Consider the following 20,905-nt stretch of genomic DNA (forward strand, 5'->3'; position numbering starts at 1 on the left):
GGGCGGATTCTCCCGGCGCGGCCGTCGTCACCGGGTGGCCGTCCCGTGCCGGCGGGGGCGCCGCCGCTCCAGGGGGGTGCTGCGCGGTGAGCAGCGGGATCGTCCTCGCCTCGTACACGCAGGACTACGACCCGATCGGGAACTCGCTCGGGCTCTCGTCGATCGTGGCGGTCCTGCCGCTGGTGGTCCTGTTCGTGTTGCTGGGCGTCGTGCGGATGCGGGCCTGGCTGGCGTCGGTGATCGGCCTCGCGGTCTCGCTCGTCGTCGCGATCGTGTTCTACGGCATGGGGGTCGGCGACGCGCTCAACAGCGGCCTGCTCGGGGCCGCCTTCGGCTTCTTCCCGATCATGTGGATCGTCATCAACGCGATCTGGGTCTACAACCTGACCGTCGACACCGGGCACTTCGACGTCCTGCGCCGCTCCTTCGCCTCGATCAGCGACGACCAGCGCATCCAGGCGATCATCATCGCGTTCTGCTTCGGCGCGTTGATGGAGGCGCTCGCCGGGTTCGGCACACCCGTCGCCATCAGTTCGGTCATGTTGATGGCACTGGGGTTCCGACCGCTGAAGGCCGCCGCGGTCGCGCTGGTGGCGAACACCGCACCGGTCGCGTTCGGGGCGCTGGCCGTCCCGATCACGACGCTCGCGGCGGTCACGAAGCTCCCGGTCGACGACCTCGGCGCGATGGTCGGCCGGCAGACCCCGATCCTCGCCGTGTTCGTGCCGCTGGCGCTGGTGTTCATCGTCGACGGAAAGCGTGGGCTGCGGCAGTGCTGGCCCGCGGCGCTGGTGTGCGGGCTGGTGTTCGGGATCGCGCAGTACGCCGCGTCGAACTTCTGGTCCATCCCGCTGACCGACATCATCGCGGCGCTCGCCTCGGCGCTCGCGGTCCTCGCCTTCTCGAAGCTCTGGCGGCCGGTCACCCCGCCCGACGTCACCGAGCAGGACGGCGAGCCGCAGCCAACGGCCGCCTCCGGTGCCGCCGGCCCCGAGCCCACCGGCGGCGGTACGGCCACCCGGGTGGAGGAGCGCGTCGTCGACTCGCGGTCGGAGGTGCTCAAGGCGTACGCGCCCTACCTGATCATCATCGTGGTCTTCGTGCTGGCGACGCGCGTCCCGCCGATCACCGGGGTCGCGCCGACCAAGCCGGGGGCGACCGGGACCGGGCTGGAGGCAGCGACCTGGATCGTCAACTGGCCGGGTCTGCACATCGTCAGCGGCACCGGCGCCCCGGTGTCGACGACATTCAAGATCAACATATTGTCCGCCGCGGGGACGTTGCTGCTGATCAGCGGCCTGCTCACGCTCCCGGTGCTCCGGATCGGCGTCGGGCACGCCCTGCGGACCTACTGGCGCACGCTGGTGCAGCTGCGCACGGCGATCGTCACCGTCATGGCCGTGCTCGCGCTGGGGTTCGTCATGAACGAGTCCGGGCAGACCCAGACGCTGGGCCTGTGGCTGGCGGGCGCGGGTGGGCTGTTCGCCCTGCTCTCACCGATCCTGGGCTGGCTCGGCACCGCCGTCACCGGCTCGGACACGTCGTCGAACTCGCTGTTCGGTGCGCTGCAGGTCAGCGCCGCGACGTCGGCGCACCTGTCGCCGACGCTGCTCGCCGCGGCGAACTCGTCCGGCGGTGTGCTCGGGAAGATGATCTCGCCGCAGAACCTCGCGATCGCAGCGGGCGCGGTCGGGCTGGCCGGGCGCGAGGGCGAGATCTTCCGCAGGGTCCTGTGGTGGAGCATCGGGTTCCTGGCGTTCATGTGCGTGCTCGTCTACCTGCAGTCGACGCCGGTGCTGTCCTGGATGGTCGTCGCCTGAGCCGGGACGGACCCGGACGCCGCCCGGGCGACGACACCACCCGCCGCGCCCGTCACCTCCGACGGTCCTGTCGGAGCTGAGCGGCACGCTCGGGCGGGCGCGCTCGGGGGTGGGCCGCCCGGTGCCGCGGCCGCGCCTCGTGGCAGCGTTGCCCGCGTCGGCGGAGCGCGTGCGTGTGGAGGTGGTCGCGGTGGCGGACCCGGGGGTGGGCACGGGGGCGTCGCGGTCGTCGGTGCGTCGCTGGCGGCGGATGCTGGCCGACGAACGCGCGGAGTCCGCGCTCTACCGCGACCTCGCCCGGCGGCGCACCGGTGAGGACCGTGAGATCCTGCTCGGCCTCGCGCGCGCCGAGGAACGTCATGCCGCGCACTGGGAGAGCAAGCTCGGGCCACGTGCGGGCAGGCTGCCGCGGCCCGCGTTGCGAAGCCGACTGCTCGCGTTGCTGGCCCGCCGGTTCGGGTCGGTGTTCGTGCTCGCGCTCGCGCAGCGGGCGGAGAGCCGGTCGCCGTACGCGACCGACCCCGAGGCCACCGCGACCATGGCCGCCGACGAGCGGATCCACGAGGAGGTGCTGCGGGGGCTGGCGGCGCGCGGCCGGGCGCGGGTGTCGGGGTCGTTCCGGGCCGCGGTGTTCGGCGCCAACGACGGTCTCGTCAGCAACCTCGCGCTGGTCCTGGGCATCGCCGGTGCCGGCGAGAGCGCGCGGACGGTCCTGCTCACCGGCATCGCCGGGCTGCTGGCCGGTGCGTTGTCGATGGGGGCGGGGGAGTACGTGTCGGTGCGCTCGCAGCGCGAGCTGCTGGAGGTCTCGGCGCCGGTGCTGACCGACGCACCGCAGGTGCTGCCCGCACTCGACGTCGACGAGAACGAGCTGGCACTGGTGATGCGCGCCCGCGGCCTCTCCGCCGAGGAGGCACAGGAGCGGTCCCAGGAGATGCTGCGGACCCACGACCCGGCCGTCGGGCTCCGCGGCGGGGCCGGCGACGACGCCCACGAGACGGTCGGCACCGCGCTGGCCGCGGCGGCGTCGAGCTTCGCGTTCTTCGCATCCGGGGCCGCGATCCCGATCCTGCCGTTCATGTTCGGCGCCGCCGGGCTGTCGGCCTACCTGGTCTCCGCGGTGCTGGTCGGGCTCGCGCTGCTGACGACGGGCGCGGTCGTCGGGCTGCTCTCCGGCGGGCCGCCGCTGCGCCGCGGGCTGCGCCAGCTGCTGATCGGCGCCGCCGCCGCGGGTGTCACCTACGGGCTGGGCCTGCTGTTCGGGTCGGTCCTCGGCTGACCCGGCCGGCCTGCTGTTCGGGTCGGTCCTCGGCTCACCCGGCCGGCCGCGGGCTCCGCCCCGTGGCGGAACTCCGGCCCGCGCCGACGCCGCCGGCGACCCCGCGCAGGACGGGCCGGGCTCATCCGCCGAACGGGCTGCCGGCCCCGTCCTCGAGGTGCCGGACCAGGCTCGCGAGGTGGGTGTTCCAGCCGTCGGTGCACATCTCGATGCATTCGAGCGCGGAGTTCAGGCCGTGGTGGCGGAAGTGCACCGTGGTGCGCTCGTCGCCGGGAACGATCGTGAACGTCGGCCGGGTGCCGACCCACTCCGGCAGGAACGCGCAGTCGGTCACGGTCCACTCCACCCGTCCCGGCCGGTCGGCCCGGTCCACGCGCATCACGCACGGCTCGGGCACGGAGAAGAAGAACCGCAGCTCACCGCCGGTCTTCCCGGAGCCGGTGGCGCGGGTCCACCACGAGCCGAGGCCGTCGGTGGTGGTGACGGCGTCGAACACGGCGTCGGCGTCGGCGCGGATGTGCAGGGTGGTCCGGTAGTCGGTCGTCGTGGTGGCGTCGATGGTCATGGGGGTGTCCTCCCGAGCGTGTCGGCCGGCGGGGTGCCGGGCCGGCAGGACGACGAACGGCGACTCGCCCGACGGACACCCGCTCGCCGAGAATTCGTCGCGAGAGGGTGTCCGTCCGGCCGCCGCCCGCTCGTCGAGAGGTCGACGCGAACACACCCGACGCCGGACAGGAGCGACATGCAGTACGCACTGCTGATCCACCGGACCACGGAGGCGACCCCCGAGGAACGGCGGGAGGTCGAGGCCGGGGTCGCGCCCGTCCTCGGCCGGCCCTACGTCCGCAGCTGGACCCGGCTGCACCCGCCCGAGACGGCGACGACCGTGCACGGCCCCCGCGAGGCGCCGCTGCTCACCGACGGGCCCTTCATCGACACGAAGGAGTACCTGGCCGGCATCATCGTGATCGAGGTGGCCGATCTCGACGCGGCGCTGGCGGTGGCGACGGAGCTGCAGGCGCTGCGCCCGGGGCTCGCGATCGAGGTGCGGCCGGTCCGCGAGGAGGTCCCGGGTGGCGGGTGAGGACGCGGTCGAGGCGGCGTTCCGCGCGCACTGGGGCCGGGTGCTCGCGACGCTCGTCGGGATCTTCCGGGACCTCGAGCTCGCCGAGGAGGTCGCCCAGGACGCATTCGTCGTCGCGGCCGAGCGCTGGCCGCGCGAGGGGGAGCCGACGAACCCGGTCGCGTGGCTGGTCACGGTCGCGCGCAACCGCGGCATCGACCGGATCCGCAGGCGCGCGGCCCTCGACGACAGGACCAGGGCGATCGCCGCCGAGCTCGCCCGCGGGGACCGCCGCCCACCGGCCGAACCGACGACCTTCCGCGACGAGCGCCTGGAGCTCGTCTTCACCTGCTGCCACCCGGCGCTCTCGCGTGCGGCGCAGGTGGCGCTGACGTTGCGGACGCTGGGCGGTCTGTCCACCGAGGAGATCGCGCGGGCGTTCCTGACCCCCGTCGACACGATGAGCAAGCGCCTCACGCGGGCCAAGCACAAGATCCGCACCGCCGGGATCCCGTTCGCCGTACCGGACGACCACCAGCTCCCCGACCGGCTCGCGGCCGTCCTCGCCGTCGTCTACCTGATCTTCAACCAGGGCTGGGGCGACGGCCGGCCGGACCTGGCGGCCGAGGCGATCCGGCTCGGCCGGGCGCTCGTCGAGCTCATGCCCGACGAGCCGGAGGCACTCGGGCTGCTCGCGCTCTTGCTGCTCGACGACGCGCGGCGCGACGCCCGGCAGAGCGACGGCGTGCTGGTCCCGCTGGATGAGCAGGACCGGTCGAGGTGGGACGACCGGCAGCTGCGAGAGGGCCGTGACCTGCTCGAACGTGCAGTCGTCCGGCCGGACCCCGGGCCCTACGTCGTCCAGGCCGCGATCGCCGACCTGCACCTGCACCGGCCGCGCGACTGGGTGCAGATCGAGGCGCTCTACGCCGTGCTCTCCCGGCTGACCGGCTCGCCCGTCGTCGAGCTCAACCGGGCCGTCGCCGTCGCGGAGCTCGACGGGCCCGAGGCGGCCCTGGCCGTCGTCGACACGCTCGCCCTCGACGGCTACCGCTACTACCACTCGACCCGCGCCGAGCTGCTCCGCCGGGCCGGCCGGACCGAGTGCGCGGCGGCGGCGTACGCCCGGGCCGTCGAGCTCGCGGAGACCGGTCCCGAGCGTCTGCTGCTGGCCCGCCGGCTCGCCGAGCTGCAGCCTGACCGGGTCAGGTCGCGGTGAGCGTGAGCGCCGTCGCGTCGGGACCGGTGACGTCGACGAGCACCCGGGCCCCGCCCCCGAGGTCCTGCGCGATGAGCAGCCGCGACAGCCGCCGTTCCAGCTCGCGGCCGACCGTGCGGCGCAACGGCCGCGCCCCGAGCCCGGGCTCGTGGCCGCGGCGGGCGAGCCAGTCGACCGCGGCCGAGCTGACGTCGAGGGTGATGTGCTGTGCCGCCAGCCGGGCGGTGGTCTCCGCGAGCAGCAACGTGGTGATCCGCCGCAGGTCGGCGTCGTCGAGCGAGCGGAACGCGACGACGTCGTCGACCCGGTTGAGGAACTCCGGGCGGAAGTGCGCGCGGGCGGCGGCCAGCAGCATGTCGCGCGTGGCCGGGCCTGCGGCGGCGAGCAGCGGCGGCGCGCCCAGGTTGCTGGTGAGCACCACGACCGTGCGGGTGAAGTCGACCGTGCGCCCGTGCGAGTCGGTGAGCCGGCCCGCGTCGAGCACCTGCAGCAGCGTCGACACGACGTCGGGGTGGGCCTTCTCGACCTCGTCGATCAGCACGACGGCGTAGGGGGTGCGCCGTACGGCCTCGGTGAGCTGGCCCGGCTCGTCGAACCCGGCGTGCCCGGGAGGGGCCCCGACCAGCCGGTACGCGCTCGCCCGGTCGGTGTACTCGCTCATGTCGAAGCGCAGCAACGCGTCCTCGCCGCCGAAGAGCGCGCCGGCGAGCGTCCGCGCCAGCTCGGTCTTGCCGACGCCCGTCGTCCCGAGGAACAGGAACGATCCGACCGGCCGGCCGGGGTGCGCGAGCCCGGCCCGCCCGGCTCGGACGGCGTCGGCGACGATCCCGACGGCCTCGTCCTGGCCGACGATCCTGCGGCGCAACGTGTCCTCGAGCCCCAGCAGCGAGCGGCGGTCGTCGGCGGTGAGCCGGGCGACGGGGATGCCGGTGGTCTCGGCGAGCAGCCGGGCGACGTCGTCGGCGGTGACGGTGACGCGACCGCCGCGGATCGTGCCGCCATCGGCCTCGGCGGCGTCGATCTCCCGGGTGAGCTGCAGTGCCCGCTCGTAGTCCTCGGCGTCGACGGCGACCTCGCGGGCCCGGCGCAGCTCCTCGACGGCCCCCGCCGGCCGGCCGCGGGACGCCCGGATCCGGGCGCGGGCCCCGGCCCGGTCGACGAGGTCGATCGCCTTGTCGGGCAGGAACCGGTCGGTGATGTGCCGGTCGGAGAGCTCGGCGGCGGCGACGAGCGCGGCGTCGTCGATCGCGACGTCGTGGTGTCCCTCGTAGCGCTCCCGCAGCCCGCGCAGGATCGCGACGGTGGCGGCCACGTCCGGCTCCGCGACGCGCACCGGGGCAAGCCTGCGTTCCAGCGCGGGGTCGCGCTCGATGTGCCTGCGGTACTCACCGGCCGTCGTGGCCCCGACGAGCTGCAGGTCGCCGCGGGCGAGCGCGGGCTTGAGCAGGGTGCCCGCGTCCATGGCCTGGCCCTCGGCCGAGCCCGCGCCGACGACGGCGTGCAGCTCGTCGACGAACACGACGACCTGCCGGCGCGCGGCGACGATCTCGTCGATCACCCGGGTCAGCCGCTGCTCGAAGTCACCGCGGTAGCGGGTGCCCGCGACCATCCCGGCGAGGTCGAGCGCGAGGACCCGCACGCCCTGCAGCGCGGGCGGCACGTCGCCGTCGGCGACGCGGTGGGCGATCCCCTCGACGATGGCCGTCTTGCCGACGCCCGGATCGCCGACCAGCACCGGGTTGTTCTTGGTCCGCCGGGCGAGCACCTCCAGCACCTGGTCGATCTCGGCCTCGCGGCCGATGACGGGATCGAGCTCGCCGGCCGCGGCGGCGGCGGTGAGGTCGCGGGCGAACCGGTCGAGCCGCGGGGTGCGGGCCCGCGGGACACCGGCGGGCGGGGTCTGCGGGCCCGCCTCGGACGTGCGCCGCTCGCCGCCCAGGTCCCCGAAGCCGAGGTCGCCGAGGCCGCCGAACGGCGAGCCGCCCTCGCCACGGCCCATGTCGCCGAGCGCCGTGCCGAGATTGCCGATGAGCCGTTCGACGATCTCGTCGAACGGGCCGAAGTCGGGTCGGTCCTGTGCCACGTGCACCTCCGTCGACGGGCGTCGACATCGATGCTCCTCCGATCCCGCGCGTTCGGCACGCGCCCGGCAAGGACGCCGGGTCCGGCGGAGCGCCGGACCGGGTGCCGGGGCCACCGCTCCGGTCGCCGTCCCGGGCGCGCAGTGGTGTCCTGTAGGCATGCTGGAACGTGTGGACCACGGGCTGTTCGGCCCCGCCTCGGTGACCTGGCGGGTGCACCTGGAACCCGTCATGTGGGTGGCCGGGATGCGGGCGTTGCTGCTGCAGTCGCTGCACCCGCACGTGATGCGCGCGACGTGGCAGAACTCGGCGCTCTTCGACCCGAAGAAGGCCTATCCGCGGTTCCAGCGGACCGTCGAGTTCGTCGGTACCCGCACGTTCGGCAGCACCGACGAGGTCGAGGCGGCCGCGGCGCGGGTGCGGCGGCTGCACGCCTCGCTGACCGGGTTCGACCCCGACACCGGCCGCACCTTCCGGGTCGACGCGCCCGCGGGCCTGCTGTGGGTGCACTGCGCGGAGATCGACTCCTACGTCGACATCGCCCGCCGGGCCGGGATCGTCGACACCGCGGGCGTCGACGCCTACATCGCCGAGAGCGTCCGCGCGGCCGAGGTGATCGGCATCGACCCCGCCGTCGCGCCGCGCTCGCGCGCGGAGCTCGACGACTACTTCACCGCCGTCCGCCCGCAGCTGCGGCTCACCGAGGAGGCCACCCGCGGCGTCGCGAACCTGCTGGCGCCGCGCGGTGAGGCGCCGCGCTGGACCAAGGCGGCCATCTCGACGGTGTCGACGCTGGCGGTCGCCACCCTGCCCCGCTGGGCCCGGCGGATCTACGGCCTGCCCGGACTGCCGACGACCGACCTGGTGACCGCGGCCCTGCTGCGCGTGGTCAGGACCGGGACGCAACTGCTGCCGGAGGTCCCGGCGCCGCCGGAGATCCGCGAGGCCCGCCGGCTGGTCCGCGAGGCCCGCGGCGCCTAGGCCGGCTCAGACATCAGAGTGCGGTCGGGTGGCGTGGCTCGTACAGGCCGATCTCGCCTGCGCCGGGGACGCGCAGCGACGTCACGAGGCCCCAGCCGCGGTCGGCGACGGGCGAGGTGAACTCGACGCCCTTCGCGGTCAGCGCGGCCACCGTCGCGGTGACGTCGTCGCACATCAGGTACAGCTCCGCGCGCCCGCTGCTCGCGGCGTCGGTGGGGTGGACGGCCACCTCGGTCGGCGGCGCGGCGAAGACGAGCCATCCGTCGCCCGCGTCGACCCACCCGAGGCCGAGCACGTCGCGCAGGAACTCGCGGGCCCGCGCGGCGTCCTGCGCATAGACGATCGTGTGCAGTCCGGAGATCATGGGTCCTCCTCGACGGCCGACGCGCGGACCGTACCGGGCGGCGGTGCGGCGCGGGCGGTCGGCGCGGGCGGCGACGGGCCGCGCAGGCCCGCGACCGTCAGCTCGTGCCCTCCGAGCCGGCGTCGCCGGCGGTGCTCGGCCGCTGCCCCCGCTTGTAGACCATCACGGTCCGGCGGAACGTCATGATCGTCGTGCCGTCCTGGTTGAAGCCCTCGGTGCGGACCGTGAGCAGCCCCGCGTGCGGGCGCGACCGCGACTCGCGCTTCTCGAGGATCTCGGTGCGCGAGTAGACGGTGTCGCCCTCGAAGACCGGGTTGGGGATCTTCACGTCGTCCCAGCCGAGGTTGGCGATGACGTTGTGCGAGATGTCGCGCACGCTCTGCCCGTTGACCAGCGCGAACGTCAGCGTGGAGTTGACCAGCGGCTTGCCGAACTCCGTCCGGGCGGCGTAGGCGTGGTCGAGGTGCGCGGCCGCGGTGTTCTGGGTGAGCAGCGTGAACCAGATGTTGTCGGTGGTGGTGATCGTGCGGCCGACGCCGTGCTCGTAGACGTCGCCGGGGACGAAGTCCTCGAAGAAGTGGCCGGTCGAGGTGTGGTGCACGGTCATGGGGAGCCTCCTCGGGCGGGGGTGGTGGGGACGCGAGCCGGTCAGAACGAGCGCGGCATGCCCAGGACGTGCTGTCCGATGTGGGCGAGGATGAGGTTCGTGGAGATCGGCGCGATCTGGTAGAGCCGCGTCTCGCGGAACTTGCGCTCGACGTCGTACTCCGCGGCCATCCCGAAGCCGCCGTGGGTCTGCAGGCACGCGTTGGCGGCTTCCCAGGACGCGTCGGCGGCCAGCAGCTTGGCCATGTTGGCCTCGGCGCCGCACGGCTGGTCGGCGTCGAAGAGGTCGGCGGCGCGCCAGCGCATCAGGTCGGCCGACTCGACGTGCACGTGCGCGCGGGCGATGGGGAACTGGATCCCTTGGTTCTGCCCGATGGGCCGGTCGAACACGACGCGCTCGCACGCGTAGCGCGAGGCCCGCTCGACGAACCAGCGCCCGTCGCCGATGCACTCCGCCGCGACGAGGACGCGCTCGGCGTTCATCCCGTCCAGGATGTAGCGGAAGCCCTTGCCCTCCTCGCCGACCAGGGCCGAGGCCGGGATGCGGACGTCGTCGAAGAACACCTCGTTGGTCTCGTGGTTGACCATGGTGCGGATCGGGTTGACGGTGATGCCCTCGACCTCGCGCAGGTCGATCAGGAACATCGACATGCCCTGCGACTTCTTCTCCACCTGGTCGAGCGGGGTGGTGCGGGCGAGCAGCAGCATGAGGTCGGAGTGCTGGACCCGCGACGTCCACACCTTCTGCCCGTTGACGACGTAGGAGTCCCCGTCACGGCGGGCGAACGTGCGGATCTTCGTCGTGTCGGTGCCCGCCGTGGGCTCCGTGACGCCGAAGGCCTGCAGCCGGATGTCGCCGGACGCGATGCCGGGCAGGTAGTGTTCGCGCTGCTCGGGGCTGCCGTGCCGCAGCACCGCGCCCATCGTGTAGAGCTGGGCGTGCACGGCCGCGGCGTTGCCGCCGTTGCGGTTGATCTGCTCGACGATGACCGACGCGTCGCCGACGCCCAGCCCGAGCCCGCCGTGCTCCTCGGGGACCAGCGCACCGAGGACGCCCGTCGTCGTCAGCGCGTCGACGAACGCCTCCGGGTAGGAGTGGGTCTGCTCGAGCTCGCGCCAGTAGGCGTCGGGGTGGTCGGCGCACACCCGGTCGATCAGGGAGCGCAGGTCGCGGCGGACCTCGGAGTCGGTCATGGCGGTGCAGTCCTTTCGGTCCGGCGTCCGGGGTGGGTGTCAGACGACGCCGTCGGCGCGCAGGGCGGCGATGTCGTCGGGGGACAGGCCGATGCCGCGCAGCACGGCGTCGGTGTGCTCGCCGACGGCGGGCACCGCCCCGAGGGGGGCCCGCCCGTCGCCGGGCAGGCCCGGCGGGTAGAGGGTGCGGGCCGGGCCGGTGGGGGTCGGGGTGTCGACCCAGCGGTCGCGTTCGACGAGCTGCGGGTGGGTGGGCAGGTCGGCGATGTCGTTGATCCGGGCCTGCGCGATCCCCGCCTCGTCGAGCAGCGCCTGCGCCTGCGCCGTGGGCAGCGCGGCCAGCCGGGCGCCGACGAGCGAGTCCAGCGCGGTGCGGTGGGCGATGCGGTCGTGGTTGGTGGCGAAGAGCGGGTCGTCGGCGCGGGCGGGGTCGCCGAGCACGACCTCGCACAGCCGCCGCCATTCGCGGTCGTTCTGCACGGCGACGAGCACCGGGGTGCCGTCGGCGGTCGGGAACGCGCCGTAGGGGGCGATCGTCGGGTGCGTCGTGCCCATCCGCGCGGGCGCGGTCCCGCCGTAGAGCGTGTAGTAGAGCGGGTAGGCCAGCCACTCGGCCAGCGAGTCGAACAACGACACCTCGACCGGCAGCGCCTCGCCCGTGCGGTCGCGGTGCACGAGGGCCGCGAGGACCGCGCTGTAGGTGTACATGCCGGCGGAGATGTCCGCGATCGAGATGCCCACCTTCGCCATCGCGGCGGGGTCGCCGTTGATCGAAATGATCCCGGTCTCGCCCTGGACGAGCAGGTCGTAGGCCTTGGCGTCGCGCATCGGGCCGCCGGTGCCGTACCCGGACACCCCGCAGGCGATCACCCGCGGGTGCCGGGCCCGGACCGCGGCCGGGTCCAGCCCGGCCCGCGCCGCGGCGGCGGGGGAGAGATTCTGCACGAACACGTCGGCACCGGCCAGCAGCCGTTCCAGGACGTCGCGCCCCGCCGCGGCCTTGAGGTCGAGGGAGAGCGACTCCTTGCCCCGGTTGAGCCACAGGAACACGCTCGACGTCCCGTTGACGGTGCGGTCGTAGCCGCGCGCGAAGTCCCCGCCACCGGGCCGTTCGATCTTGACGACGCGCGCGCCGAGGTCGGCCAGCTGGCGCGTCGCGAAGGGGGCCGCGACCGCCTGCTCCACGGTGACGACGGTGACGCCGTCGAGCGGGCGTGGCGTCACGAGCCGACCCGGGCGGCCAGGCTGACGCGGTCGAGCTCGCGCAGTCCGGACAGTCGCTCCCACACGGCGTCGGCGTCGGCGCCGTGCCCGCCACGGGCGAGGCAGTCGTCGAACTTGGCGCGCAACGCCTGCGCGCCGGCGGGACGGGTGGCGTGCCCGAGCGGCGCCGGACAGTGTGCGGTGTGCTCGGCGCCGTCGCGGGTGCGGACGGTGACCTCCGCGCTGAACTCGAGCCCGTCTGCGGCGCCACCGCCGGTGGACTCCTTGTGGGGCAACGTCTCCGTCGACCCGACACGGGCCGCGAGGTCCGCGACGGCGGGGCGGGTGACGGCCTCGTCGGTGAAGCTGGCGAGCCGCAGCGCGCCGTCGTGCAGGCACGCGGCGACGACGTAGCCCATCGAGAACTTGCCCTCCAGCTCCGTGCGCGGCGCCCGGGTGATGAGCGGGCGCAGCCCACCCGGCGGCACGCGCACCGAGACCGTGTCGATCTCGGCCGCGACGACCCCGCGCCCGGCGAGGTCGAGCGCGGCGTCGGCGGGCGCGTGGGTGGCGTAGCAGCAGGGGTGCAGCTTGACGTTCAGTGCCGCCGGACCGGGGTCGGCGACGACGGCGAGCGCGCGGGCCGCGGCCGCCGCCAGGTCGGTCGTGCCCGGGTCCCCGGTCTCGCCGGAGAACAGCGCGAGGTAGCCGAACGGGCTGTCGAGCTGGTCGGCGTCGGCGGTGAAGCCCGCGGCGGCGAGCCGGGCGGCGAGCACCGCGTCCGAGGCCGCGACACCGGCGTGCAGCGGCTTGGTCATCGACCCGAAGTTGCGCCTGCTGCCCGCGGCCCGGGACGCGGAGATGCCCAGTGCGTGCCGGGTGGCGTCGGCGTCGAGGCCCAGCAGCACGGCGGCGGCCGCCGCGGCGCCGACGACGCCGAGCGTCGCCGTGGAGTGCCAGCCGCGGGCGTAGTGGCCGCCGATCCCGACGCCCGCGGCCAGCGCCCGTTCGACGACGAGCCCGCGCCAGAACGCCTCGACGACCGTCGCCCCGTCGGCGCCCACCTGCTCGGCGACGGCCAGCACGGCCGGGACGAGGACCGTGCTCGGGTGGCCCGTGAGGGCGTCGTCGACGTCGTCGAAGTCGAGCGCGTGGCCTGCGGTGCCGTTGAGCAGGGCGGCGGTGGGCGCGTCGGTCCGGGAGCCGTCGACGAGCACTGTGCACGGTCCCTCGGGCAGCGGCCCGTCGGGCGCGACGGCGGTGCGCAGCCGCGTCACGGCCGGCTCCGCGGTGGCGGCGAGCGCACATCCGACGGTGTCGAGGACAGCCGTCGTGACGAGGGTGGCGACGTCGTCGCCCGCGTGCCGGCCGGGGTCGGCGACGAACTCCGCGAGGGCGGGGGTGAGCCGGGTGGTCACGTGTCTGCCTCCTGTCCCACGAGCAGGTCCCGCGCCCGGCGCGCGACGGGCTCGTCGATGAACGTGCCGTCGGCGAGCCGGGCCACGCCCGACCCGGACGACTGTGCGGCCTCGTGGGCCGCGACGATCTCCCGGGCCCGGGCGAGGGCCCGCGCGTCGGGGGTGAACTCCGCGTGGACCGCGGGGATCTGCGCGGGGTGGATCGTGGCCTTGCCGCCGAAGCCCAGCTCGCGGGCGGTGCGGACGGACCGGGCGAGGCCCTCGGGGTCGTCGAGGGTGAGGTAGGGACCGTCGAGCGGGGGCAGCAGGCCTGCGGCCGCCGACGCGAGGACCAGGTGTGCCCGGGCGTGCGCCAGCTCGGATCCCTCCGCGGTGACGGTGACGCCCAGCTCGGCGGACAGGTCGGCGACGCCGAACATCATCGTCGTGACCCGGGCCGACGCGGCCCCCGTCGCGCGGGCGTCGAGGATCCCCGCGGCGGTCTCGGCGATCGCGAGCACCTGCAGGCCGTCGGGAGCGGAGTGGGTGGTGAGCAGCCTGTCGAGCTCGGCTGCGGCCGCGGGCGAGGCCTTGGGCAGGACCAGCGCCTCCAGCGCGCCGAGGACGGGCGCGAGCGCGGCGACGTCGTCGGCGAACCAGGGCGTGTCGGCGGCGTTGACCCGCACCATGACGCGGCCGTCGATCCGGCTGTCGCGCAACAGCTCCACGAGACCCTCGCGGGCGGCGGGCTTGGCGTCGGGGGCCACGGCGTCCTCGAGGTCGGCGACGACGGCGTCGGCGCCGCGGCGGGGCGCGGACTGCACGCGGTCGGTCCGGTCGGCCGGCACGAACAGGACGCTCCGGTATCTCCGGCGGACGGCCACGGTGCCCCTTCCCTCGTCCCACGGTGTTCCGTACCATGGAACGTCGTATCGACAGTGCGTACGATTCTCGGCAGCCTGGTCGGCCCCCGTCAAGGCGGGGCGGCAGTGACGGCGGCAACGACGAGCCGGTGCGCGGCACGGACGGGACGGGACGGGAGCGGTGCCAGGGGACTCGGGCGGCATCCAGAGCGCGCTGAGCACGTTGCGCGTCCTGGAGGAGGTCGCCCGCCGCCAGCCCGTCGGCGTCTCGGAGATCGCCCGCGCGACCGAGATGCCCAAGAGCTCGGTCCAGCGCTGCCTGGTCACGCTGCAGCAGGCCGGCTGGCTGCGGGTCGTCGACACCACACGCGCCCGCTGGGGTCTCACCGCCAAGCCCGTGGGCATCGGGCTGCGCGCGGCGGGCGAGGGCGGGCTGCGCGAGGCGGCGCTGCCCGTCATGCGGGAGCTGTCCAAGGAGCTCAACGAGACGGTGCACCTCGCCGTCCGGGACGGCGACGGCCTGCTCATCGTCGCCCGCCGCGACGGCACCCGGACGCTGCGTACCTACGTCGAGCTCGGCACCGTCGCGCCCCTGCACGGCACGGCGAGCGGCCTCGCGATCCTCGCCGGGCTGCCCGACGCCGAGATCGACGACGTCGTGGCCGCCGGTCTGGAGGCCTTCACCGAGACGACGATCGTCGACGGTGACGCGCTGCGTGCCGAGATCGACGCCACCCGCGCACGCGGCTTCGCGGTCAACGTCGTGAGCTGGTGGCGACCGCACGTGGCCGCTGTCGCGGCGGCGATCACCGGCCCGGCCGGGCGGCCCGTCGCCGCGTTCGCGGTGTCGATCCCGAGCGTGCGTTTCGACCCCGACGATGTCGAGCGGATCGGCGGGCTGGCGGTGCAGGCGGCCGACCAGGTGTCGGAGCTGCTGGACTGACCGCCGCCCGCCCGGGCGGTCCCGACGGCACCGCACGGTTCGCGGCCGGCTGCCCTGGTCGTGCCGCCCGGCGCTGCGGACCGCCCGGTGGACGGAGCCGCGCTGCGTCCTCCGTCCGGACGACAGCGACGCGCGCCGTTCAGCGCATCGTGGTCGGACGGATTCCGGCAGATCGGGCAAGACGTACCACTTCCGCGCGACCGGCGAGTAATCTCCTCCTCACGGAGAGCAAGGAGCTGACCATGGGCGGCCGTGCGGTCGACCGGATCGTCACCGGTCTGCTCGAGTGGGGATGCAGACGGATGTGGGGCTTCGCCCCGCGCATGATCCCGCACATCGTGGCACACAAAGGGGCCGCCGGTTCGCTGCGCTGGTTCGCCGCGAACATGCCGCGTTACCTGACGACGCTGCACGTACTGGGCCCCGCCCGGACCCATCTCGCGGCGCTGGTCGTCTCCCTGCTCAACGGCTGCGTCTACTGCGCGTACGGGCACGGGTACGCCCTCGAGCTGATCTACCTGCGCGACCGCGACCGCCTGTTCCCGTTCGACGCGCGCGCCGTGCACTCCTGGGCGGGGCTGCCGCCGCGGGCGCTGGCCGAGCGGATGCGCGCGGTCCTGCAGGCCGCGGGCATGCACGCCGAGGTCATCTGGGCCGACCGGACGATCGAGATGCTCGCCGGCAGCCAGCCCGTCGACGCGGCCGAGGCGCGGATCGCGCACGTCGTGCGGATGCTCTCGGAGATGAACGCGATCGCCTCGGCCGCGGGCGTCGAGCCCGACGAGGCGCAGAACCCCGTCAACAAGGACCACGGCCTCAAGGAGCGGCACGCCGCCATGCGCGCCGGCGTGGGCTGACCCGCACGCCGGCGCGGGCGTCGTACGTCAGGCCTTGGCCTGCATGCTCTCCCTGGCCGGGTTGCCCTGCTCGCCCGCCTTCGGGTCCGGCTGCGCGGCCTTCTCCCGAACCCCGGCCTCGATGCGCCCGCCGAGGTGCTTGTCGACGTTGCGCCAGTACTCGAACGCCCGCTCGAGCACGGGTGCGCTGACGCCGTTGAGCAGGTGCCCCACGACGTTGTCGACGAGGCGGCCGCGGGCGTCGTCGTCGAGCACCTCCCGCACGAGCGTGCCGGCCTGGCCCCAGTCGTCGTCCTCCGCGTGGTCGACGTAGGCGGTGCGCATGATGTCGCCGTCCGCATGCCAGGTCGGGACGTGCTGGGTGGTGTCAGCGGCCGGGCCGCCGTAGGAGTTCGGGGCGTAGACGGGGTCGGAGACCTTGGTCATCCGCATCGCCCCGTCCTTCGAGTAGGAGTGCACGGGACAGACCGGGGCGTTCACCGGGATCTGCTGGTAGTTGCCGCCGAGGCGGTGCCGGTGGGCGTCGGCGTAGGAGAACAGCCGGGCGAGCAGCATCCGGTCCGGGCTCGGCCCGATGCCCGGCACGAGGTTGTTGGGCTGGAACGCCAGCTGTTCGATCTCGGTGTGGTTGTCGGTGGGGTTGCGGTCCAACGTCATCCGCCCCACCTCGTGCAGCGGGTAGTCGCCGTGCGGCCACACCTTCGTCAGGTCGAACGGGTTGAAGCGGTAGTCCTTCGCGTCCGCGTACGGCATCACCTGCACGTACAGCGTCCACGACGGGAAGTCGCCGTCGCGGATGTGCTCGAAGAGGTCCCGCGTGTGGTAGTCCGTGTCGGCCGCGGCCATCTGGTCGGCCTCGTGCTGGGTGAAGAACTCCACGCCCTGGTCGGTCTTGAAGTGGTACTTCACCCAGGACTGCTCGCCGGCCTCGTTGATCCACATGTAGGTGTGGCTGGTGTAGCCGTTCATGTGCCGCCACGTGCGCGGGATGCCGCGGTCGCCCATCAGCCACGTGACCTGGTGCGCCGACTCGGGCGAGAGGGTCCAGAAGTCCCACTGCATGTCGTGGTCGCGCAGGTTGTTGTCGGCACGACGCTTCTGGGACCGGATGAAGTGCTGGAACTTCATCGGGTCCTTGACGAAGAAGACCGGAGTGTTGTTGCCGACCATGTCGTAGTTGCCCTCGGACGTGTAGAACTTCACCGCGAACCCGCGCGGATCCCGCCACGTGTCGGGGCTGCCGCGCTCGCCGGCGACGGTCGAGAACCGGACGCCGAGCTCGGTCGTCGTCCCGGGCCGGAAGACCGCGGCCTTCGTCCAGCGTGACACGTCGGCCGTCACCTCGAAGCGGCCGAACGCGCCGCTGCCCTTGGCGTGCGGCTGACGCTCCGGGATGCGCTCTCGGTTGAACTGCGCCATCTGCTCGATGAGATAGCTGTCCTGCAACAGGATCGGGCCGCCGGCACCGACGGTGAGCGAGTGCTCGTCGCTCTCCACGGGGATGCCCGCATCGGTCGTCGTCGGGGTGGGCCGCGCGTGGGTCACAGCGTCGTCTCCTCTGGGTCGGAACGGGGCTCGTACCCGGGTCACCGTTTTCCCCGACGTCAAACCTCCGCCTCCGGAACACCATCGGGCGGAACACCATTCGGGCGGGCCGGGGCGTACGCGTCCGCGCGGGTGACCGGCATTCGGGGAACCGGCGGCGCGCACTGCGACGAACGGAGTGAAATCACATCCGTAGGTTTCGAAGACGGGCCTGCGGTGCATTCTCGGCCAGCTTTTCGACCCTTCCTCCCGGAAGGGCCCCCTTCGGAAAGGAACGCCAATGATCATCCTCGGGCTGATACTCCTGGTCATCGGTCTGATCGTCGGGATCCCGGTGCTCTACTACATCGGCGGCCTGCTGCTGCTGATCGGCATCGTCCTGCTCGTGCTGGGCAGCGTCGGCCGTCCGGTCGGTGGTCGAAAAGTCTGGTTCTGACGCGCGGCAGAGCCGCGTGACCGACTGACCGGCGACGGCCGGTTCCCGGGCTCCGGGGGCCGGCCGTCGTCGTGCGTGGGCGCGCTGCGAGAGACGTCGATCACGCTGTGCGATGCCCCGGCGACATCCGGCCGTTGATCAGCGTGGTGGGCCACGCGGGTGGCCATGTCGTGAGGAGCGCTGCATGCCGGCCCTGTTCGACCCGATCACGCTGCGCGGGCTCACCGTCCGCAACCGGATCTGGCTCGCCCCGATGTGTCAGTACGCCGTGGACGCCCGCGACGGGGTGCCGACGGACTGGCACCTGGTCCACCTGGGTTCGCGTGCGACGGGCGGCTTCGGCCTGGTGCTCACCGAGGCGGCCGCGGTGCTGCCCGAGGGTCGGATCAGCCCGCAGGACGTCGGCATCTGGGACGACGCGCAGGCACAGGTGTGGGAGCGCATCGTCGGGTTCCTCCACGCCCAGGGTGCGGCCGCGGGCGTCCAGCTGGCGCACGCGGGCCGCAAGGCCTCGATCGAGGCGCCCTGGCGAGGCGGCGGGACCGTCCCGGCCGACGAGGGCGGCTGGCCGTCCGTCGGCCCGTCGGCCACCGCGTTCGGCCGGTTGGCCGAGCCCCTGGCGTTGGACGCGGCCGGGCTGCGTGGGGTCGTCGACGCCTTCGCGGCCGCTGCGGCCCGCGCCGACGCCGCCGGGTTCGACACCGTCGAGCTGCACGGCGCGCACGGCTACCTGCTCCACCAGTTCCTCTCGCCGCTGGCCAACCGCCGCGACGACGCCTACGGCGGCTCCTTCGAGAACCGGGTCCGGCTGCTGCTCGAGGTCGTCGACGCGGTCCGCGGGGTCGTCCCCGAGCGCAAGCCCGTCCTCGTGCGGCTCTCGGCGACGGACTGGGTCGACGGCGGCTGGAGCGTCGAGGAGACCTGTGAGGTCTCCGGGCTGCTCGTCGAGCACGGCGTCGATCTCGTCGACGTCAGCTCCGGCGGCCTCGACCCGCGGCAGCAGATCGACCTCGGGCCGGGCTACCAGGTGCCCTTCGCCGCGCAGGTCCGGGCGAAGGCCGGCATCGCGACCGGCGCGGTCGGGCTCATCACCGAACCGGGGCAGGCCCAGCAGGTCCTCGACGACGGCGCGGCGGACGTCGTGCTGCTCGCCCGGGCCGCGCTGCGTGAGCCGGCCTGGCCGTTGCGGGCCGCGCACGAGCTCGGTGTCCCGGCGGCGCAGGCTCCCTATCCGGTGCAGTACGAGCGCGGCGCCTGGGCCTAGGCGCCCTCCCAGCACCCGCGCGGACGGCACCGCGCGGGATCCGGCGGAGGTAGGTTCGCCGGGTGCCCGAGGAGATCAGTACCGAGGAGATCAGCACGGACGCGGGGCCACCGGGTCCGCATCGGGTGGCGCCGCACCCGGCCCCGCCAGCCGCGCCGGCCGACCTCCATGCGCTGCTCGGCGATCTCGCCCGTCGCGACCCCGGGGCGGTGGTCGTGCTCGACCGCACCGCGGCCGGCACGACCGTCCCTGTCACCCGCGGTGAGCTGTGGCGGCGCACCTGCCGGCTCGCGGCCGGCCTCGCCGAGCGCGGCGTCGGGCCGGGCGACTGCGTCGCGGTCTGGCTCCCCAACTGGGCCGACGCGTTGGCCTGGCAGTTCGCCGTCGCCGCGCGCGGCGCGCACGTCATCGGGATCAACACCCGCTACAACGTCGACGAGGTCGCCCACGTCCTGGAACGGGCGCGACCGGTCCTCGTCGTGCTCGCGCACGCGTTCCACGGCCTCGACCTGCTCGGGAGGCTGCGCCAGGCGCTGAGCGCGATCGACGCCCCGGCTCCCGCCGTGGCGCTCGTCGCCGGGCCGGGCGAGCCGGCGCCCGATCCGGGCGCTGCCGACGTCGGCGGCGGGTCCTGGGCCCCGGACCCGACGAGCCCGGCCCCGGAGCCGGCTCCGTCCGACCCGGCCGCACTGGTCGTCGCCTTCACCACGTCCGGCTCGACCGGGATGCCCAAGCTCGCCGCGCACAGCGGGTCCGCGGTCGTCCGGCAGGCCGTCGCCGACGCCGCCGCGATGGGCCTCGGCGAGGCCGACACGATGCTGTGCGCGCTGCCGCTGTCGGGCGTGTACGGGTTCAACGCGGCGACCGCGACGCTCGCGGCCGGCGGGCGTTGCCTGTTCGTCCCGGTGTTCGATCCCGACGAGGTGCTCGACCTGATGGCCGAGCACGGGGTCACGCACGTCCCGGCCGGCGACGACATGGTGATCCGGCTCCGGGCGGCGCAGCAGGCCCGACCGCGTGACCTCCGGAGCTGGCGGTGGTGGGGCGCGGCGGACTTCCAGGGCAGGATGCGGGAGCTGGCCCGGTGGGCGGCCGACGAGCTCGGCGTCCGCACGACCGGCGTGTACGGCGCGTCGGAGCTGTTCGCCCTCCTCACGATGTGGCCGGACGCGGAGCCTGCGCCGGGACGCTGGTTCGGTGGCGGACGCGTCGTCGACCCGGCGACGGAGGTGCGGACCGTCGACCCGGCGACGGGAGAGCCCGTCGCCCACGGGGTCGAGGGCGAGCTGCAGTTCCGCGGCCCGTGCGTCGTGGACGCCTACCTGGGGGAGCCCGAGCGGGCCGCCCTGTCGCGCACCGCCGACGGCTGGTTCGGCTCCGGCGACCTCGGCGTGCTGGTCGACGACGGCGCCTTCGCCTACGTCTGCCGGATGGGCGACGCGCTGCGGCTGCGCGGGTTCCTCGTCGACCCGGCCGAGATCGAGAACCGGCTCGGCGCGCACCCGGACGTCGGGATCGCCAAGGTCGTCGGCGTCACCGCGGACGACGGCGCGACGGTCGCGGTCGCGTTCGTGACGGCTGCGGACGGGGCGGCGCCCGACGCGGCCGCGCTGCGCGCCTGGTGTGCCCAGGGGCTGGCGCACTTCAAGGTGCCGGAGTCCGTCCACGTCGTCGACGCGATGCCGACGACGTCGGGCACCAACGGCACGAAGATCCGCGCCGCCGTGCTGCGGGAGTGGGCGCGCGAGCGTCGCTGACGGGTGTCGCGCGTTTCGCGGGGTGGCGATGCG

19 protein-coding genes are annotated in these 20,905 nt (G+C 74.2%); 10 read left to right on the forward strand and 9 right to left on the reverse strand.

The features are described 5' to 3' along the window. Positions 1-86: 86 nt before the first annotated feature. Together PSD17_RS11105 and PSD17_RS11110 are read left to right on the forward strand one after the other, a co-directional pair. A complete protein-coding gene (locus PSD17_RS11105; RefSeq protein WP_339122577.1) occupies positions 87-1,820 on the forward strand; it encodes an L-lactate permease in 1,734 nt (577 codons plus the stop codon). Positions 1,821-2,010: 190 nt separating this feature from the next. After that, entirely contained in the window at positions 2,011-3,099 is a 1,089-nt protein-coding gene (locus PSD17_RS11110) for a VIT1/CCC1 transporter family protein (protein WP_013676199.1), read from the forward strand. A 121-nt stretch (positions 3,100-3,220) separates the two neighbouring features. Here the strand turns inward: PSD17_RS11110 and PSD17_RS11115 are convergent, their stop codons facing one another. Further along, positions 3,221-3,664, reverse strand: a complete 444-nt coding sequence (locus tag PSD17_RS11115; RefSeq protein WP_339122578.1) for an SRPBCC family protein — start codon at positions 3,662-3,664, stop codon at positions 3,221-3,223. Positions 3,665-3,841: 177 nt separating this feature from the next. Between PSD17_RS11115 and PSD17_RS11120 the strand changes: the two genes are divergently transcribed. Further along, entirely contained in the window at positions 3,842-4,183 is a 342-nt protein-coding gene (locus PSD17_RS11120) for a YciI family protein (protein ID WP_013676197.1), read from the forward strand. After that, complete coding sequence (locus PSD17_RS11125; RefSeq protein WP_339122579.1) at positions 4,173-5,381, forward strand: RNA polymerase sigma factor; 1,209 nt, start codon at positions 4,173-4,175, stop codon at positions 5,379-5,381. Before PSD17_RS11120 ends, PSD17_RS11125 begins: the two co-directional genes overlap by 11 nt. Here the strand turns inward: PSD17_RS11125 and PSD17_RS11130 are convergent. Beyond that, positions 5,368-7,464 carry an ATP-dependent Clp protease ATP-binding subunit gene (locus PSD17_RS11130; RefSeq protein WP_339122580.1) on the reverse strand — a complete coding sequence of 699 codons (2,097 nt, stop codon included), beginning with the start codon at positions 7,462-7,464 and terminating at the stop codon, positions 5,368-5,370. The genes PSD17_RS11125 and PSD17_RS11130 overlap by 14 nt on opposite strands. A gap of 157 nt (positions 7,465-7,621) precedes the next feature. Here PSD17_RS11130 and PSD17_RS11135 point away from each other — a divergent pair, with 157 nt between their 5' ends. After that, positions 7,622-8,443 carry an oxygenase MpaB family protein gene (locus tag PSD17_RS11135; protein WP_013676194.1) on the forward strand — a complete coding sequence of 274 codons (822 nt, stop codon included), beginning with the start codon at positions 7,622-7,624 and terminating at the stop codon, positions 8,441-8,443. A 13-nt stretch (positions 8,444-8,456) separates the two neighbouring features. Here the strand turns inward: PSD17_RS11135 and PSD17_RS11140 are convergent, their stop codons facing one another. From PSD17_RS11140 to PSD17_RS11165, 6 genes are all read right to left on the reverse strand, one after another. Further along, a complete protein-coding gene (locus PSD17_RS11140) occupies positions 8,457-8,807 on the reverse strand; it encodes a VOC family protein (RefSeq protein WP_339122581.1) in 351 nt (116 codons plus the stop codon). Positions 8,808-8,904: 97 nt separating this feature from the next. After that, the gene (locus PSD17_RS11145; protein WP_013676192.1) at positions 8,905-9,414 is read right to left on the reverse strand and encodes a MaoC family dehydratase; all 510 of its coding nucleotides are present in this window, start codon (positions 9,412-9,414) and stop codon (positions 8,905-8,907) included. A 41-nt stretch (positions 9,415-9,455) separates the two neighbouring features. Next, a complete protein-coding gene (locus PSD17_RS11150; protein ID WP_339122582.1) occupies positions 9,456-10,607 on the reverse strand; it encodes an acyl-CoA dehydrogenase family protein in 1,152 nt (383 codons plus the stop codon). 39 nt (positions 10,608-10,646) lie between these two features. Beyond that, positions 10,647-11,831: a CaiB/BaiF CoA transferase family protein gene (locus PSD17_RS11155; RefSeq protein ID WP_013676190.1), complete on the reverse strand. Its 1,185-nt coding sequence runs from the start codon at positions 11,829-11,831 to the stop codon at positions 10,647-10,649. Then, positions 11,828-13,228: an MmgE/PrpD family protein gene (locus PSD17_RS11160; RefSeq protein WP_339122583.1), complete on the reverse strand. Its 1,401-nt coding sequence runs from the start codon at positions 13,226-13,228 to the stop codon at positions 11,828-11,830. Before PSD17_RS11160 ends, PSD17_RS11155 begins: the two co-directional genes overlap by 4 nt. Next, positions 13,225-14,274, reverse strand: coding sequence for an HpcH/HpaI aldolase/citrate lyase family protein (locus tag PSD17_RS11165; protein ID WP_267895054.1), 1,050 nt, complete (start codon positions 14,272-14,274; stop codon positions 13,225-13,227). Before PSD17_RS11165 ends, PSD17_RS11160 begins: the two co-directional genes overlap by 4 nt. On the opposite strand from PSD17_RS11165, the gene PSD17_RS11170 reads away from it, so the two are divergent. Together PSD17_RS11170 and PSD17_RS11175 are read left to right on the forward strand one after the other, a co-directional pair. Further along, complete coding sequence (locus PSD17_RS11170) at positions 14,252-15,013, forward strand: IclR family transcriptional regulator (protein WP_339122584.1); 762 nt, start codon at positions 14,252-14,254, stop codon at positions 15,011-15,013. The genes PSD17_RS11165 and PSD17_RS11170 overlap by 23 nt on opposite strands. Before the next feature lie 242 nt (positions 15,014-15,255). Further along, positions 15,256-15,870, forward strand: a complete 615-nt coding sequence (locus PSD17_RS11175) for a hypothetical protein (protein WP_339122585.1) — start codon at positions 15,256-15,258, stop codon at positions 15,868-15,870. 27 nt (positions 15,871-15,897) lie between these two features. Here the strand turns inward: PSD17_RS11175 and PSD17_RS11180 are convergent, their stop codons facing one another. Continuing rightward, complete coding sequence (locus PSD17_RS11180) at positions 15,898-17,415, reverse strand: catalase (protein ID WP_339122586.1); 1,518 nt, start codon at positions 17,413-17,415, stop codon at positions 15,898-15,900. 280 nt (positions 17,416-17,695) lie between these two features. Here PSD17_RS11180 and PSD17_RS11185 point away from each other — a divergent pair, with 280 nt between their 5' ends. The 3 genes from PSD17_RS11185 to PSD17_RS11195 all read left to right on the forward strand — a co-directional run bounded on the left by PSD17_RS11185 (position 17,696) and on the right by PSD17_RS11195 (position 20,872). Then, positions 17,696-17,851 carry a hypothetical protein gene (locus tag PSD17_RS11185; protein ID WP_013676184.1) on the forward strand — a complete coding sequence of 52 codons (156 nt, stop codon included), beginning with the start codon at positions 17,696-17,698 and terminating at the stop codon, positions 17,849-17,851. Between the two features lie 184 nt (positions 17,852-18,035). Further along, positions 18,036-19,115, forward strand: coding sequence for an NADH:flavin oxidoreductase/NADH oxidase (locus PSD17_RS11190; RefSeq protein WP_339122587.1), 1,080 nt, complete (start codon positions 18,036-18,038; stop codon positions 19,113-19,115). Positions 19,116-19,177: 62 nt separating this feature from the next. Then, entirely contained in the window at positions 19,178-20,872 is a 1,695-nt protein-coding gene (locus tag PSD17_RS11195; RefSeq protein WP_339122588.1) for an AMP-binding protein, read from the forward strand. The last annotated feature ends 33 nt before the right edge of the window (positions 20,873-20,905 follow it).

The organism is Pseudonocardia sp. D17, assembly GCF_036984265.1.
Lineage (GTDB): Bacteria > Actinomycetota > Actinomycetes > Mycobacteriales > Pseudonocardiaceae > Pseudonocardia > Pseudonocardia benzenivorans.